We start from the raw sequence: 16,505 nt of genomic DNA, 5'->3' as shown, positions 1-16,505 counted from the left end.
CATTCTCGCACCTCGGCGCGGTCAGGGGCAGCCCTTTTGCGCGGGGTGGCGCGGATGCCGCCCCCGCGGCGGTCAGCGGCGCGCGCCCAGGCCGGCGAGGACGTGCAGGGCGAGGTCCCCGGCGCCCTCCGGGACGGCCGCGACGTCGGGCTGCAGGCCGGAGCCGTCCGGCGAGCGCCCTTCGGGAGTGTAGTAGCGGCCCACGGTGAGCTCCACCACGCCGCCGTCGGCGAGCCGGCTGGGCTGCTGCACGGTGCCCTTGCCGAAGGTCCTGGCGCCCACCAGGACGGCCCGGCAGCGGTCCTGCAGCGCGCCGGCGAGCAGTTCGGCGGCGCTCATCGTCCCGCCGTCCACCAGCACCACCAGCGGGGTGGCGGTGTCGCCGCCGCGGGCGGCCGTCAGCTCGCGCCGCACCCCGCGGGACTCGTAGGAGGCGACCGGGCCGCCGTCCAGGAAGACCGAGGCGGTGGCGACCGCCTCCTCGACCAGGCCGCCGGAGCTGCCGCGCAGGTCCAGCACGACCGCCTCGGCGCCCTGCGACGCGGTTCTGACCTGCTCGGCGACCCCGCTGGTGAAGGCCCGTACGGCGATCCGCACGACGCCGTCCGGCAGCCGCTCGACGCCGACCTCCTGGGCGGCCAGTAAGGCCCTCCCGAGCACGACCTCGCGCGGGGCGGAGGAGCCGCGCGAGACGGTGACCGCCACCGTGCGGGCCGCCACGGCGGCGTGGGCGCTGCCGCGCAGCCGGGCCACGACCTCCGTCACGGGCAGGCCGTCGGCCTCGGCACCGTCCACCGCGACCAGCCGGTCACCGGCCGCGATGCCGGCCCGGGCGGCCGGGCCGCCGGCCTGCACGGCCGAGACGGCGGTCGAGCCGTCCTTGCCGCGGTCCACCGAGAGCCCGACTCCGAGGTAGCGGCCGCGGACCAGGTCCGCGTACTCCTGCGGGCTGAGATAGGCGGCCCAGCGGTCGCCGCTGGCGTCGACCAGGGCCTCGGCCTGCTGCGGGCTCAGGTCCGCGCCGGTGACGTCCCGTCCGGCGGCGAGCTGTGCGGCGGCGTCCATCGAGGGCGGCAGCGGCACGGTCAGCGGCTCGCCCCAGGCGCCGCTCGCGGCACCGGCCATCAGGACGACGCCGAACACCAGGGTGAGCGTGGCTCCCTGGCGTACCCGACGCGGAATTCCCGACATGCGACGGAGTCTAGGCCGCGCCGCCCCGCCCGGGCGACGGAACGCCCGGGTAGGACGCGGGCGGCCCCGGACGGCGCAGTGCCGTCCGGGGCCGCCCGGGACCTCGCGGATCAGACCTTGAGGTACTTGCGCAGGGTGAAGAAGGCCGCGATGCCGGCCATCACCATGCCGACCACGACCAGCAGCGGAATCACCGTCAGCACCGAGGAGAGGCCGATGAACTGGATGAACAGCACCCGCTTGGCCAGCCAGTGCTGGACGAAGAAGTGACCGAGCAGCAGCAGGCCGGAGGCCATCACCGCGCCCAGCAGGGCGGACACGGCGGCCTCGGCGATGAAGGGCATCTGCACGTAGAAGTTCGAGGCACCGACGAGGCGCATGATGCCGGTCTCGCGCCGTCGGCTGAAGGCCGACACCCGGACGGTGTTGACGATCAGCAGCAGGGCCACGAAGAGCATCAGCACCATGATCACGAAGGCGGCGGTCTGCAGGCCGTTCAGCAGGCCGAAGAGGTTCTCCAGGATCCGGCGCTGGTCGTCCACCGACTTCACGCCGGGCTTGCCGGCGAAGGCGCTCTGGATGACGTCGTACTTGGTCGGGTCGCTGAGCTTGACCCGCCAGGACTGCGGCATCGCCTCCGGACCGACCGCCGCGAGCAGCGGGTTGTCCGGGTTCGACTCCTTCCAGTGCTTGTAGGCCTCGGTGGAGGACTCCAACGTGGCCTTCTGCACCAGCGGCGTCATCTTGTCGAGCTGCGCCTTGACGGCGTTCACCTGCTCGTCGGTGGCCGCGCCGCTGGCGCACTGCGCCGAGGCGGCCATGTCGAACTTGGTGCAGAACGAGACGCTGACCTCGACCTTGTCGTACCAGTAGCCCTTCATCGAGTTGACCTGGTCGCGGACCAGGAGGCTGCCACCGGCGAGGGCGAGGGAGAGCGCGACACTGACGATGACCGCGATGGTCATCGTCAGGTTGCGGCGGAGGCCGATGCCGATCTCCGACAGGACGAACTGGAGGCGCATGCTTCTCTCAATCCAGGGTCAATGCAGGCGGGCGGTCAGGCGGGACGGCGGCGGCTAGTTCTGGTAGCCGTACACGCCGCGGGCCTGGTCGCGGACCAGCAGGCCCTTGTCGAGTTCGATCACGCGCTTGCGCATCTGGTCCACGATGGCCTGGTCGTGGGTGGCCATCAGCACCGTGGTGCCCGTGCGGTTGATCCGGTCGAGGAGCTTCATGATGCCGACCGAGTTCTGCGGGTCGAGGTTTCCGGTGGGCTCGTCCGCGATCAGCAGCATCGGGCGGTTGACGAAGGCCCGGGCGATCGCCACGCGCTGCTGCTCACCACCGGAGAGCTCGCCGGGCATCCGGTCCTCCTTGCCGCCGAGGCCGACCAGGTCGAGCACCTCCGGCACCACCTTGGCGATGGCGCTGCGCGGCTTGCCGATGACCTCCAGGGCGAAGCCGACGTTCTGCGCGACCGTCTTGTTCGGCAGCAGGCGGAAGTCCTGGAAGATCGTGCCCAGCTGGCGGCGCATGTGCGGCACCTTCCAGTTGGACAGCTTGCCGAGGTCCTTGCCCAGCACGTGCACGGCACCGGTGCTGGGGCGCTCCTCGCGCAGGCAGAGCCTGAGGAAGGTGGACTTCCCGGAGCCGGAGGAGCCGACCAGGAAGACGAACTCGCCCTTCTCGATCTCCAGCGAGACGTTGTCCAGGGCAGGACGGTTCTGCTTGGGATAGGTCTTGGAGACGTTGTCGAATCTGATCACGGCTGCATCACGGAGGCCATCCTAGGTGGGTCCGTCCGCGCCTCGGGCCGAGTGCGGCGGGCGGAGCGGCATCCTCCCCGACCGCTCCAGGTCTGGGACCATACGCGAACCTCGGGTCGACCCGCAGTCCCGGGTCGGGTACTGACCGCTGATTCGTCAGAGATTGTTCCTGTCTGTCCCGAATTGGAAAGCGGGATTTGTGCGCGCTATCTCACAATCGCACCGGAGAGCCCGCCGCTGCGGGGGCCGAGCGCCCGCGAACCTGGCACAGTGGAGAGACGGACGGAACCATCGGCCCGTCCCGTGCGTTTGCAGTGACAGCAAGGAGGAGATCGCATGACCTGCGACCATCTGGTGTGCGCCAACTGCAACGGCCGCGTGAGTGAGGGCCGGTGCCCGGTGTGCCGCGCCAATCGTGCCCGGCTGCAGGAGCAGCGGGGCCCCTTCGCCGCCATGTCCCCGGCGACACTGCTGGCGCTGATCGCGGCGCTGTTCGCGGTGGCCATGATCGCCCGGCAGGCGCTGGCCTGACCCGGAACATCCGAAGGCCCCCGGAGCGGAAGCTCCGGGGGCCTTCTTCGTTGTCTGCGGCGATCAGCTCGCGGTCTCCCGCTGCTTGCGCCAGCGGATCCCGGCCTCGATGCTGCGCCGAACGTTCACCGAGGCCGCGATCCTCCCGATCAGCTCGCCGTCTCGCGCTGCTTGCACCAGCGGATCCCGGCCTCGATGCTGCGCCGAACGTTCACCGAGGCCGCGATCCTCCCGATCAGCTCGCCGTCTCGCGCTGCTTGCGCCACCGGATCCCGGCCTCGATGAAGCCGTCGATGTCGCCGTCCAGGACGGCCTGCGGGTTGCCGACCTCGTGCTCGGTGCGCAGGTCCTTGACCATCTGGTACGGGTGCAGGACATACGAACGCATCTGGTTGCCCCAGGAGCTGCCGCTGTCCTTGAGCGCGTCCATCGCCGCGCGCTCCTCCTGGCGGCGCCGCTCCAGCAGCTTGGCCTGGAGGACGTTCATCGCGGACGCCTTGTTCTGGATCTGCGAGCGCTCGTTCTGGCAGGAGACCACCACGCCGGTCGGCAGGTGGGTGATGCGCACCGCGGAGTCGGTGGTGTTGACGCCCTGGCCGCCGGGGCCGGAGGCGCGGTACACGTCGATGCGCAGGTCGCCCTCGTCGATGTCGACGTGGTCGGACTGCTCGACGACGGGGAGGACCTCGACGCCGGCGAAGGAGGTCTGCCGGCGGCCCTGGTTGTCGAACGGGGAGATGCGCACCAGGCGGTGGGTGCCCTGCTCGACGGAGAGGGTGCCGTAGGCATAGGGGGCCTTGACGGTGAAGGTCGCGGACTTGATGCCGGCCTCTTCGGCGTACGAGGTGTCGTAGACCTCGGTCGAGTACCCGTGCCGCTCGGCCCAGCGCAGGTACATGCGCATCAGCTGCTCGGCGAAGTCGGCGGCGTCGACGCCGCCGGCCTCGGCGCGGATGTTGACCAGGGCCTCGCGGGCGTCGTACTCGCCGGACAGGAGGGTACGGACCTCCAGCTCCTCGACGGCCTTCTTGACCGACTCCAGCTCGGCCTCGGCCTCGACGCGGGTGTCCGCGTCGTCCTCGGCCTCGGCCAGCTCGAACAGGACGGCGACGTCGTCGACCCGGCCGCGCAGGGTCTCGAACTTTCGCAGCTCGCCCTGGAGGAAGGAGAGCCGGCTGGTGACCTTCTGTGCGTTGGCGACGTCGTCCCAGAGGGTCGGGACGGCTGCCTCCTCCTCCAGGGTCGCGATGTCGGCCCGGATCTTGTCCAGGTCGAGGACGGCCTCGATCGACCCCATGGTCGTCTCGAGGTTCTTGAGCTCTTCGGAAGGATCGACGGCTGCCACGCCTCAAGCGTAATGGTTCGCGGAGACCGTTCGGCTACACCGGGGGGCCGAGGCTCGCCACCGGGCCGTGGACGGCCGCTCGGCCGGGGCCCGCGGCGGGCGGTTCGGCGGCGAACGCGCTGTACGCGGCGGCGGCTCCGGCCAGCAGCAGCACGGTGGCGATCAGCACCGCGAGCATCCGGCGGCGGCGCACCAGCCGGCGGCGGCGGTGGCTGGTGACGGGGGCTGCGGAGCGCTGGGCCCGGGACTCGGCGGCGTAGGAGGCCAGCTCCTGCGGGGACGGGCGGCGCAGGCTGGTGTGGGTGTCGCGGGTGGAGTCCGGCGAGGGGGCGGGCACCAGCGGCACCGCAGGGCCGCGCCGGCGGCGGTGGGTGCCCGTCCCGGCGTCGATCTCGGCGTACACGGCCTCGCCCGGGGTGGGAACGTCCTCGACCGGGCCGCGCTGCGCCGGGACGGCGAGCGGCGGCAGGCCGGCCAGCACGGGCAGCTGCTCGCGCAGCCGGGAGGCCAGCTCGGCGGCGCGCAGCCGGGAGGCGGGGGCCTTGGCCAGGCACTCGGAGATGATCCGCCACAGGCCGTCCGGCATGCCGGGGACGGGCGGGACGCTCTCGGTGACGTGGCGGCGCAGCACGGCGCCGGTGTGGCCGCCGCCGAACGGCGTGAAGCCGGCCAGCAGCTCGTAGAGCACGGTGGCGAGGGCGTAGATGTCGACGGCGGCGCGCGGCTCCAGGCCCTCGATGATCTCGGGGGCGAGGTAGTCGGGGGTGCCGATGATCCGGGTGGCCCGGGTGCGGCGGGGGGCGTCGACGAGGCGGGCGATGCCGAAGTCGGTGAGCTTGGCGCGGGGGGCGCCGCCGGGGCCGGGCGGGGCGGCGAGGTCGAGCAGCACGTTCTCCGGCTTGACGTCGCGGTGGACGATGCCGGCGGCGTGGGCGGCGGCCAGGCCGTCGGCGACGTCGGCGATCACCGAGGCGGCGGCGAGCGGGCTGAGCACGCCCTCGCGCTCCAGCCGGGTGCGCAGGTCGGTGCCCTGGACGAGGTCCATGACCAGGGCGAGGTCGCTGCCGTCCACCACCATGTCGTGCACGCCGACCACCCGGGGGTGGTCGAGGCTGGTGAGGGCGGCGCGCTCCTGGACGAAGCGGCCGACCAGGACCTGGTCGGAGGCCAGGTCCTCGCGCAGCAACTTGACGGCCACCGGCCCGTCCGGGCCCTCGCCCAGCCAGACGGTGCCGGCGGAACCCCGGCCGATCACCTGGTGGACGGTGTAGCGGCTGCCGATCTTGCGTGCCAATGCTGCTCCGTGGGCTCGGTAGGTCGGTGCTCGACGACCAACCTACGCGCCCGGGCGCCCTCCGGGGGCCGTCGGAGGGCTCTCGGAGAGGGTCGATTCACGGAAAATTCGTGAATTGTCGACAAACCGCCAAAATCGCCGTTCTGACGGCCCGTCGACTCACTGACTGCTGTTCAGTCCGCTGATCCAGTCGCTCACGCTGCCGAACCAGGTCTTGACGTTCTCCCAGTACACCGGCAGGTCGGTGAAGTTCCACAGCGCCACCGCGGCGATGGCGAGGATCAGCAGCACCATCAGACAGCCCTTCAGGCAGCCGAGGCCCGGGATGTACATCCGGTTGCGGCTGCGCGGCCGCGGCTCCCGGCGCGGGGCGGGCTCGCGGCGCGGCGGCGCGGCCGGCTCCGCACGGCGCTGCGGAGCGGGCGCGGGCGGCTGCGGCGGCGGGTACGCCTGCGGGGCGGGCGCGGCCTGGTACGGCTGCGGCTGGGCCTGTGGCGGCTGCCGGTAGCCCTGCGGGGGCTGCGGCGGGTTCTGCCGGGCCTGGTACGGCGGCGGGGCCACCGGCGGGCGCTGGGTGTACCCGCCCTGCCCGCGGCCCTGCGGAGCCTGCGGCGGCCGGCCCTGGGGCGCCTGGTACGGCGGCGGGGCCTGGTAGGGCGGCGGGGCCTGGTACGGCTGCGGCGCGACCTGCGGGCGGTCCAGCTCCTCCGGGTCGAAGTAGCCGATCTGGGTCTGCTGGTTGCGGTCGCGGGCGGCGCGCAGCTGGGTCTGCCAGGGGTGCGGCGCCTCGGGCTCGGCGGCGGGCCCGGACGGGGGGATCGGCGGCATCACCCGGGTGCGGTCCCCGGCGCCGCCGGGCGGCGTGGCCATCACCTGCGTGCGGTCCTCGGCGCCGGGCGCGGCGACCGCCTGGGTGGCGGCGGCCGGGTCGAATCCGCGGGCGGGCAGCACCTGGGTGGCGTCGGCGGAGCCGGCCGGCACGTGGTTCACCGCGGTGGGCGCCGGGGCGGCCAGCGCGGGGTCGGTCACCAGCAGCGCGCCGACGGCCAGCGCGGCCTCGACCGCGGCGGGCGAGGAGTGCACGCCGATCCCGGCGGCGACCACCCGCAGCGCCTCGGCCAGCGCGACCGAGGTCGGCCGCTCGGCCGGGCTCTTGCGCAGGCACCGCTCGATGACCGTCCACAGTGGCTCGGGCAGTGAGCGCGGGCGCTCCGGCTCCTGGGCGAGGTGCGCCTGCAGCACCGCGATCGGGCCGTCGCCCTGGAACGGCGGACGGCCGGTGACCAGCTCGTACAGCATGATGCCGGCGCCGTACACGTCGACCGCGGCGGTCTGCGGGCGGCCCTCCGCGGACTCCGGGGCGACGTACGCCGGGGTGCCGACGAACTCGTGGGTGCGGGTGATGCCCGGGGAGTCGGCGAGGCGGGCGATGCCGAAGTCGGTGAGCATCGGGTGCATCTGCTCGGAGCCGTCCGAGCCGACCGTGGTCGCCAGCAGCACGTTGGCCGGCTTCAGGTCGCGGTGCACGACGCCGTCGGCGTGGCTGACAGCCAGCGCGTCGGCGATCTGCGCCATCAGCAGCGCCCCGGCGATCGGGCTGAGCGGGCCGTTGGACCGCAGGTAGCGGAACAGGTCGGGACCCTCGACGAGGTCCATCACCAGGGCGAGCAGCTCGCCCTCCACCACCAGGTCGCGGACCCGGACGATGTTCGGGTGGCTCAGGCGCAGCAGCACCGACCGCTCCCGCAGGAAGCGCATCACCACGTCGGGGTCGGTGGCGAGCTCCTCGCGCAGCACCTTGACGGCGACCGAGCGGCCCGGCTCCAGGCCCGGCACGGCCGCGTCGTCGCGGACCCGGCCGCGGAAGACCGTACCGGTGGCCCCGCGCCCGAGGCTCTCCTCGATCAGATACTTGCTGCCGACCGGCCGCACCTGTGACTCCTGTGGTCGCTCGCCCCGCTGTCCGGCGGTCGGACAGGGTGGCAACGCTTTCGCAGTTTTCGCAAACTCTAACGGTGCCCGGGCGGCTTGCCGAGGCGAGCGCACCGCGAGCTGGGAGGAAGTCTCCGGGGCATCCCCTAGGGGACACCCGGGCCGACGCACCGTCGGCCCGGGCCGGGCGGTGATCGCAAGATCGTCAAATCCGGTACCGTGCCCGGACTGTCGCTCCAGGGTGGCAGGATGGCAGGCACCACACGTGTGCAGAAGGGACCCGGGCGAGATGCAGATCCGGCTCACCGTCCTTCGACCGCGCAGCGGCCCGGCCGGCGCCGGATCGTCCACGGACGTGCTGGTCACGGCACCCTCCGGCACGGCGCTCGGCGCGGTCGCCGGCGCGCTCGCGGGCGCGGCGGGCGTGCGTGGCCCGCGCTCCGCCACGCATGTGCAGCTGTACGCCGGGGCTGACCGGGTCGACGACCAGGCGCTGCTCGGCCGGCCCCCGCTGGTCGACGGCGCCGTGCTCTCGCTCGGCGAGCCAGACCCGGACACCGCCCCGGACGAGCTGCCCGCCGCCGCCGAGCTGCGGGTCGTCGGCGGCCCGGACGCGGGCGGCGTGCACCGGCTGCACGGCGAGGAGATCCGCGTCGGCCGGTCCAGCGACGCCGACGTGCCGCTCGACGACCCGGACGTCTCCCGGCTGCACCTCGCGCTGCACCTGGCCGACGGCAGGGTCTCCGTCCGCGACCTCGACTCCACCAACGGCACCCTGCTGCCGGACGGCCGCTGGCTGCGCGGCGACGGCGCGGAACTCCCCGACGGCGGGCTGGTGCGGCTCGGCGAGTCGACCCTGCAGGTCGCCCGCCCGGAGATCGGGGGGAATTCCGGGTCGCGCCCGGCCGTGCCGGACGGCGACGGCCACCTCCAGCTCCCCGACCGGCCCGGCGCCCGCTCGGCCGCCGCGGTGCCCCCGCCGCCCGCCGAGGCCCCGCACGTCCCCGGCGGCCGCAGCCGTGGCCTGCTCTCGCTGCGCCGCCCCCGGCCCGTGCCCCGGCCCGCCCCCGAGGCGGCCGCCCAGCACGCCGCCGCCCGGACCCGCCAGGCCGCCGCCCGGCGCGAGCGCTGGCCCGACCCTGCCGCGCTGCTGCTCGCCGCGCTCGGCCACGGCTCCCGGCTGTGGGAGCGCACCCCGGCCCACCCGGACGCGCTCGCCGTCCGGCTCGGCACCGCCGACCGGCCGGGCGGCCCCGGCACCGTCCCGGGCACCCTGCTGCCCGCCGTGCCCGTCACCGTGGACCTGCAGACCGCCGGCAGCCTCGGTCTGTCCGGGCCCCGGCCGCGGCTGACCGGGCTCGCCCGCGCCGTGCTCGCCCAGCTCGCCGTGCTGCACCCGCCGAGCGGCCTCGCCCTGGTGGTGGTCGCCGCCGACGAGCAGCGCGCCGCCGACTGGCACTGGACGATGTGGCTGCCCCACCTGCGCCCCGGCCAGGGGCAGGACTGCCGCCTGCTGGTCGGCTTCGGCCCCGAGCAGGCCGAGGCCAGGCTCGCCGAGCTCGCCGCCGCCCCGGGCGGCCCGGAGGCCACCGTCCTGCTGGTCGACGGCGACCCGGGCACCCCGGCCGCCCGCGAGGGTCTCGACCTGCTGCTGCGGCAGGGCCCGGCGGTGGGGGTCTTCCCGATCTGCCTGGCGGAGTCCGTCGAGGAGCTCCCGGCCGGTGTCGGCGCCCGGGCGCAGGTCACCGGCGAGGTCGCCACCCGGCTCGCCGTCGACCTGCCCGCGGGCGGCTCCCGGGAGCGGATCGAGGAGGTCGCCCTGGACGCCGTCCCGGCCGCCTGGGCCGAGCGCCTCGCCCGGGCCCTCGCGCCGCTGCGGGAGGCCGCGCCGGCCGCCCGCGGCCCGCTGCCGGACGCCCTGCGGCTGCTCGACCTGCTGCGGCTGGAGGCCGTCACCCCGGCCAAGCTCTCCGACCGCTGGGCCGGGCTGCCGGACGGCCCCGGCACGGCCACCGCCCTGCTCGGCACCGCCCGGGACGGCGTGTGCACGGTCGACCTCGCCGACACCGACGCGCTCGACGGCCACGAGGGCGGCCCGCACCTGCTGATCGGCGGCGCGGCCGGCTCGGGGAAGACCGAGCTGCTGCGCACCCTGGTCGCCTCGCTGGCGGTCGCCGAGCGGCCGGAGCGGCTGGAGATCACCGTCGTGGAGTCCCGCTCCCCCGCGGACCGGGACCAGGCCGCCGGGCTGCGGGCCTGCACCGACCTGCCGCACGTCACCGCCCACCTGGACGCCGCCACCGACCCGCGGCAGGCGCTGCTCACCGCCGAGGCGCTGCTGGACGAGCTGGCGCGCCGCGAATCGCTGCTCGGCGGGCGGGACTTCACCGACTGGCACACCGCCCGGATACTCCGCAAGGCACCGGCCCTGGTCACCGCGGGCGGGCCCACCGCGGCCGGGCCCGCGGCGGCGGCCGCGCGGGTGGTCGAGCAGCGCACCGCACCGGACGCGGCGGCCGCGCCGCAGCAGGTGCCGGCCCGGATGGTGGTGGTCGTCGACGACCTCGACGCGCTGTACGCGCCGACCTCGCCGGCCGGCCGGCCCCTCGCCCGGGCGCTGGCCGCGGTCGCCGAGCGCGGCGGCCGGCTCGGCGTCCACCTGGTCGCCGCCACCGGCGCGCCGGAGCGGACGGCGGGCACCGAGATCGACGAGGCCGCGGGGCTGCGGATCGCACTGCGCACCGACCACCCGGCCGAGTCCGACCAGCTGATCCATCTGCCGGACGCCGCGGCGCTGCCGGAGGAGACGCCGGGCCGCGGCTACCTGCGCCGCCCGGACGGCGGGGTGGCGGCCTTCCAGACCGCGCGGGTCAGCGGCCGGATCCCGCGGACCTCCACACTGCGGCCGACGGTGGTGGCGGTGGACCCGCTGCAGCTCGGCCTGCCGCCGACCCGCCGCCCGGTCCGCGAACTGGGCAACGGCCCCACCGACCTCGCCCTGCTGGCGAGCGCCCTCCAGCGGGCCGCCGCCCAGGGCTGACGCCCCGTCCGGCTCCTACGGCCCCCCGCCGCGCGGCGCGGCGGGGCCGTCCGCGTGCCCTCGCCCTGCCCGGGACCGGAATCCGGACGGGCAAACGCCGCGGGGGCGGTCCGTCCGTCCGGACGGGCCGCCCCCGCGGGGAGCTGCCGGGGTCAGCGGCCGGTGCGCAGCAGGGTGCGGATCACCCGCATGGCGACCGAGAGGCTGGACAGCTCGTAGTTGTCCGAACCCCTTATGTCGTCGAGGGTGGTCTTCGCCCGGCTCAGCAGGGTGCCGTTGAGTTCGGCCCAGGCCTTGTAGCGGTCCTCCGGCGAGGAGCCGGCGGGGCCGCAGGCCAGCACGTCCGCGGTGAGCGCGGAGTGCGCCGCGAAGAGGTCCTCGCGGATGGCGGCGCGGGCCATCGAGGACCAGCGGTCGGTCCGCGGGAGCTCGATGATGCGGTCCAGCAGGTGGGTGATCTGCAGGCGGTCGGCGAGGTCGTAGTAGAGCTCGGCGACCTCCATCACGTCGGCCTCGGAGCGGTCCGCGACGCCGACGATGTCGAGCGTCGGGAAGGCCGAGGAGAGGCCGGCGATCCGGTTGGCCAGCTCGTCCGGCACGCCGGCGCCGGAGAGCTCCTCGTACACCGCCTCGAACCAGGTCAGGTCCTCGCCGCGGAGCGGCTTGGGCAGGCTCTCCCAGACCTGGTTGACCCGGTCGTGGAAGAACTCGATGGTGCCGGCGATGTCCAGCGGCTGGCGCCGGTTGTTGAGCATCCAGCGGGTGGCGCGCTCGACGAGCCGGCGGACGTGCAGGCGCATCTTGATCTGCACCCGGGCCGCGACCTTGTTGTCCAGGCCCTCGACCTCGTCCCAGAGCTGCTCCAGGCCGAAGACGGCGCGGGCCGCCGCGTGGGTGCGGGCGATCTCCTCCATGGTCGCGCCGGTCTCCTCGCGGAGCCGGAACGCGAAGGTGCAGCCGCCGCGGTTGATCGTGTCGTTGACGATCAGGGTGGTGATGATCTCGCGGCGCAGCGGGTGGTTGTCGATCGCGTCGGCGAACCTGGCGCGCAGCGCGCTGGGGAAGTACTGCTGCAGCGCGTCGCGGAAGTACGGGTCGTCGGGCAGCTCGGTGGCGAGCAGCTCGTCGGCCAGCGTGATCTTGGTGTAGGCGAGCAGCACGGACAGCTCGGGCTGGGAGAGCCCGCGGCCGGCCTGCTGGCGCTCGCGGATCTGCTTCTCCGTGGGCAGGAACTCCAGCCCGCGGTCGAGCTGCCCGCCGGCCTCCAGCCGGTTGATCATGCGGGCGTGCACGTTGACCATGCTGACGGCCTGGGCGACGGCGTTGGCGAGCACGACGTTCTGCGCGTAGTTGTTGCGCAGCACCAGGCGGCCGACCTCGTCGGTCATCTCGGCGAGCAGGGCGTTGCGCTGCTTGACCGTCATGTCGCCGTCGGCGACGACCTGGTTGAGAAGGATCTTGATGTTCACCTCGTGGTCCGAGGTGTCGACGCCGGCCGAGTTGTCGATGGCGTCGGTGTTGATCCAGCCGCCGGTGCCCTCGGGGCCGCCGGTCGCGGCGAACTCGATGCGGCCGAGCTGGGTGCAGCCGAGGTTGCCGCCCTCGCCGATGACCCGGGCACGGACCTGTGCGCCGTTGACCCGGATGGCGTCGTTGGCCTTGTCGCCGACCTCGGCGTTGGTCTCGGTGGAGGCCTTGATGTAGGTGCCGATGCCGCCGTTCCAGAACAGGTCGACGGGCGCCTGCAGGATGGCCTTCATCAGCTCGGCCGGGGTGATCTTGGCCGCGTCGATGCCGAGCCGCTCGCGGACCTGCGGGGAGAGCTGGATCGCCTTGGCGGTGCGCGGGAAGACGCCGCCGCCGGCGGAGATCAGCGACTTGTCGTAGTCGTCCCAGGAGCTGCGGGGCAGGTCGAACAGCCGGCGGCGCTCGGCGTAGGAGACCGCGGCGTCCGGGTTCGGGTCGAGGAAGATGTGCCGGTGGTCGAAGGCGGCGACCAGGCGGATGTGCTCGCTGAGCAGCATGCCGTTGCCGAAGACGTCGCCGGACATGTCGCCGATGCCGACGACGCTGAAGTCCTCGCCCTGGGTGTCGACGCCGAGCTCGCGGAAGTTCCGCTTGACGGACTCCCAGGCGCCGCGGGCGGTGATGCCCATGCCCTTGTGGTCGTAGCCGGCCGAGCCGCCGGAGGCGAAGGCGTCGCCCAGCCAGAAGCCGTACGCCTCGGCGACGCCGTTGGCGATGTCCGAGAAGGTCGCGGTGCCCTTGTCGGCGGCGACGACCAGGTAGGTGTCGTCCTCGTCGTGGCGGACCACGTCGACCGGGTGGACGACCTCGCCGCCCCTGAGGTTGTCGGTGATGTCGAGCAGCGCCGAGATGAAGGTCTTGTACGAGGCGATGCCCTCGGCCAGCCAGGCGTCGCGGTCGACCGACGGGTCGGGCAGCTGCTTGGCGACGAAGCCGCCCTTGGCGCCGACCGGCACGATGACGGTGTTCTTGACCATCTGGGCCTTGACCAGGCCGAGGATCTCGGTGCGGAAGTCCTCGCGGCGGTCGGACCAGCGCAGGCCGCCTCGGGCGACCTTGCCGAAGCGCAGGTGGACGCCCTCGACGCGCGGCGAGTACACCCAGATCTCGAAGGCCGGGCGGGGTGCCGGCAGGTCCGGGATGGCCTTGGGGTCGAACTTCATCGACACGTAGGAGTGCCAGTCGCCGTCCTCGGCGTGCTGGAAGAAGTTCGTCCGCAGGGTGGCCTTGATGAGGTGCAGGAAGGAGCGCAGGATGCGGTCCTCGTCGAGCGAGACGACCTCGTCGAGCGCGCCGTCCAGCTCCTCCATGAGGCCCTCGGTGAGCTCGTCGGCGCCCAGCCGGTGGCTGGGGCTGAGCCGGGCCTCGAACAGGTTGACCAGCAGGCGGGTGGTGTGGGCGTTGTTGCGGAGCGCGTCCTCCATGTAGTCCTGGGAGAAGGTGCTCCCGGCCTGGCGGAGGTACTTGGCGTAGGCGCGCAGCATCGTGGCCTGGCGCCAGGTGAGCCCGGCGGTGAGGACGAGGCCGTTGAAGCCGTCGTTCTCGGCCCGGCCGGTCCAGGTCGCCGAGAAGGCCTCCTGGAAGCGCTCGCGGGCCTCGTCGGTGAGCTCGGTGGACTCGCGCAGCCGCAGGCCGAAGTCGTACACCCACGCGGTGGTGCCGTCGGAGCGGCGCAGCGCGTAGGGGTGCTCGTCGAGGACCTCGACGCCCAGGCGCTGCAGCACGGGCAGGACCTCGGTGAGCGAGATCGGCCCGCCGACCCGGTAGATCTTGAAGCGGCGCTCGTCGTCGCCGGCGCCGACCGGCTGGTAGAGGTTGAGCCGGAAGTCGCCCTCGCCGTGCAGCGCCTCGATCTGCTTGAGGTCGGCGACGGCGGTGCGGGCGGTGAAGTCGGCCCGGTAGCCGTCGGGGAAGGCGTTGGCGTACTTGTGGGCGAGCTCGGCGGCCCGCTCCTCGCCCAGCTCGATGTGCAGCTGGTCGTTGAAGCCGTCCATCCAGAACCGGGCGGCCTCGGCGAGCTTGGCCTCGATCCGCTCGACCTCGGCGTCGGTGAGCTGGGGCAGCTCGGCGCCGGGGGCGACCCGGATGACGAAGTGCAGGCGGGTGAGGACCGACTCGGTGGCGTACACCGTGTAGTCGATCGCGTCGCCGCTGAGCTCCTCCTTGAGGATCTCGGTCAGGCGCAGCCGGATGCGGGTGGTGTAGCGGTCGCGCGGGAGGTAGACCAGCGCGGAGAAGTAGCGCCCGTACTCGTCCTGGCGCAGGAACAGCCGCAGCCGGCGGCGCTCCTGCAGGTAGAGCACGTTGGTGGCGATGGCCTGGAGCTCCGCGGCCGGGGTCTGGAACATCTCGTCCCGGGGGAAGGTCTCCAGGATCTGCAGCATGTCGCGGCCGTCGTGGCTGTCGCCGGAGAAGCCGGAGCCGGAGACGACCTCCTGGACCTTGCGGCGGACGACCGGGATGCGGGTGACCGACTCGGTGTACGCGGCGGAGGAGAACAGGCCGAGGAAGCGGCGCTCGCCGACGACCTCGCCGTTGGCGTCGAACTTCTTCACGCCGACGTAGTCGAGGTAGGCGGGGCGGTGCACGGTGGCCCGGCTGTTGGCCTTGGTGAGCACGAGGAGCTTCTTCTCGTGCGCCTTGGCGCGGACGGGGGCGGAGAGCCGGCCGAAGGCCTCGCTGACCGGGTGGTGGTCGCTGTCGTGGCTGAGCGGGTCGGCGCGCAGGATGCCCAGGCCGGTGCCGGCGACGGCCTTGAGGACCTCCTCGCCCTTGTGCTCGACGAGGTCGTACTCGCGGTAGCCGAGGAAGGTGAAGTGGTCGTCGGCCAGCCAGCGCATGAGCTCCCAGGCCTCGCCGACCTCCTGCTCGGGCAGGTGGGCCGGGGGCTGCTCGGCGAGCTCGTCGGCGAGGCGCAGCGCGGAGTCGCGCATCTTGGACCAGTCCTCGACGACCTCGCGGACGTCGCCGAGGATGCGGCGCAGGTTGGTCTCGATGGAGCGGAGGTCGGCGCGGTCGGTCTCGCGGTCGATCTCGACGTGCATCCAGGACTCGACGACGGCGTCGGCGGGCCACTCGGCGCCGGCGGCCTGGCTGCGCGAGCAGGCGTCGATGTCGAGGATCTCCAGCAGCTTGCCGGTGATGTCGCGGCGGACGGCCAGCTGGGGGTGGACGACCAGGTGGATGCCGCGGTCGAGGCGGGTCAGCTCGTTGGTGACCGAGTCCACGAGGAAGGGCATGTCGTCGGTGACGACCTCGACCACGGTGTGGCCGCAGCTCCAGCCGTTCTCCTCGACGGTCGGGGTGTGCACCCGGACCTCTGCGGTGCCCTGGGGCCGCTTGAGCCCCAGCCGGTAGTGGGAGGCGGCCGCGCCGTACACGTCGACCGGGTCGCGGTCGACCAGGTCCTCGGGCGCGGTGTGGAGGTAGTAGTGGTGCAGGTACGCGGCCAGAGCGCCGTTGCTCAGCCCCTCCCCTGGCGCCGCTCCCCCCACCTGGCTGTTCTCAGCGGCTGCTGCTGCCTTCGTGAGCAGTTCGGCCTTGGCTGCGTCCAGCTTGGTCTGCATGACTGTTTGGCTCCTGTCGCGCGCCGTTGCGTGACTCGGTGATGGCTGGGTGTACACCGCCGGGTCTGTCCGCAATTCTCCCGTATCCCGGGGGCGAAAAGCGCTCGTGCCACGCATGAGGAGCTCTGCACCTGGGTACGACAGGTCGTTTGGCCAGCGGGAAACGCCCCGGCGACGCCAGTCAGCCTAACCTGAGGAAACGAAGGTGTCAGGGGACACGGAGGAGCAATCCCGCAGGATGCTTCGGCCCTACTGGACACGTTGTCCAAACCGCGGGCCATGATCGTGTCAGCGCCTGTCAGGTGTTTCGCTC

Annotated in this window: 9 protein-coding genes; 2 read left to right on the top strand and 7 right to left on the bottom strand. The window is 73.5% G+C overall.

Annotated elements, in window-relative coordinates:
* Positions 1-72 precede the first annotated feature (72 nt).
* From AB0P35_RS21155 to ftsE, 3 genes are all read right to left on the bottom strand, one after another.
* The gene (locus AB0P35_RS21155) at positions 73-1,191 is read right to left on the bottom strand and encodes a S41 family peptidase (RefSeq protein ID WP_363512639.1); all 1,119 of its coding nucleotides are present in this window, start codon (positions 1,189-1,191) and stop codon (positions 73-75) included.
* Between the two features lie 110 nt (positions 1,192-1,301).
* A complete protein-coding gene (gene ftsX / locus AB0P35_RS21150) occupies positions 1,302-2,213 on the bottom strand; it encodes a permease-like cell division protein FtsX (protein WP_095874651.1) in 912 nt (303 codons plus the stop codon).
* A 54-nt stretch (positions 2,214-2,267) separates the two neighbouring features.
* On the bottom strand, positions 2,268-2,957 hold the full coding sequence (ftsE, locus tag AB0P35_RS21145; RefSeq protein ID WP_095874650.1) for a cell division ATP-binding protein FtsE: 690 nt from the start codon (positions 2,955-2,957) through the stop codon (positions 2,268-2,270).
* A 336-nt stretch (positions 2,958-3,293) separates the two neighbouring features.
* Here ftsE and AB0P35_RS21140 point away from each other — a divergent pair, with 336 nt between their 5' ends.
* The gene (locus AB0P35_RS21140; RefSeq protein ID WP_095874649.1) at positions 3,294-3,488 is read left to right on the top strand and encodes a hypothetical protein; all 195 of its coding nucleotides are present in this window, start codon (positions 3,294-3,296) and stop codon (positions 3,486-3,488) included.
* A gap of 235 nt (positions 3,489-3,723) precedes the next feature.
* Here the strand turns inward: AB0P35_RS21140 and prfB are convergent, their stop codons facing one another.
* The 3 genes from prfB to AB0P35_RS21125 all read right to left on the bottom strand — a co-directional run bounded on the left by prfB (position 3,724) and on the right by AB0P35_RS21125 (position 8,059).
* The gene (prfB, locus tag AB0P35_RS21135) at positions 3,724-4,833 is read right to left on the bottom strand and encodes a peptide chain release factor 2 (RefSeq protein WP_095874648.1); all 1,110 of its coding nucleotides are present in this window, start codon (positions 4,831-4,833) and stop codon (positions 3,724-3,726) included.
* A 34-nt stretch (positions 4,834-4,867) separates the two neighbouring features.
* A complete protein-coding gene (locus AB0P35_RS21130) occupies positions 4,868-6,127 on the bottom strand; it encodes a serine/threonine-protein kinase (protein WP_363512636.1) in 1,260 nt (419 codons plus the stop codon).
* A gap of 159 nt (positions 6,128-6,286) precedes the next feature.
* Positions 6,287-8,059 carry a protein kinase gene (locus tag AB0P35_RS21125; RefSeq protein ID WP_363512634.1) on the bottom strand — a complete coding sequence of 591 codons (1,773 nt, stop codon included), beginning with the start codon at positions 8,057-8,059 and terminating at the stop codon, positions 6,287-6,289.
* A 289-nt stretch (positions 8,060-8,348) separates the two neighbouring features.
* Between AB0P35_RS21125 and AB0P35_RS21120 the strand changes: the two genes are divergently transcribed.
* Positions 8,349-11,099, top strand: a complete 2,751-nt coding sequence (locus AB0P35_RS21120; RefSeq protein WP_363512632.1) for an FtsK/SpoIIIE domain-containing protein — start codon at positions 8,349-8,351, stop codon at positions 11,097-11,099.
* A gap of 152 nt (positions 11,100-11,251) precedes the next feature.
* Here the strand turns inward: AB0P35_RS21120 and AB0P35_RS21115 are convergent, their stop codons facing one another.
* On the bottom strand, positions 11,252-16,192 hold the full coding sequence (locus tag AB0P35_RS21115) for an NAD-glutamate dehydrogenase (protein ID WP_363512630.1): 4,941 nt from the start codon (positions 16,190-16,192) through the stop codon (positions 11,252-11,254).
* Positions 16,193-16,505 lie beyond the last annotated feature (313 nt).

It is taken from the genome of Kitasatospora sp. NPDC085879, from assembly GCF_040686255.1.
Lineage (GTDB): Bacteria > Actinomycetota > Actinomycetes > Streptomycetales > Streptomycetaceae > Kitasatospora.
This window is presented reverse-complemented; position numbering and strand designations above follow the sequence as displayed.

Coding starts and splice junctions, on each gene's coding strand:
- AB0P35_RS21140 (WP_095874649.1), top strand. CDS start 3,294: ATGACCTGCGACCATCTGGTGTGCGCCAACTGCAACGGCCGCGTGAGT.
- AB0P35_RS21120 (WP_363512632.1), top strand. CDS start 8,349: ATGCAGATCCGGCTCACCGTCCTTCGACCGCGCAGCGGCCCGGCCGGC.
- AB0P35_RS21115 (WP_363512630.1), bottom strand. CDS start 16,192: ATGCAGACCAAGCTGGACGCAGCCAAGGCCGAACTGCTCACGAAGGCA.
- ftsX (WP_095874651.1), bottom strand. CDS start 2,213: ATGCGCCTCCAGTTCGTCCTGTCGGAGATCGGCATCGGCCTCCGCCGC.
- AB0P35_RS21155 (WP_363512639.1), bottom strand. CDS start 1,191: ATGTCGGGAATTCCGCGTCGGGTACGCCAGGGAGCCACGCTCACCCTG.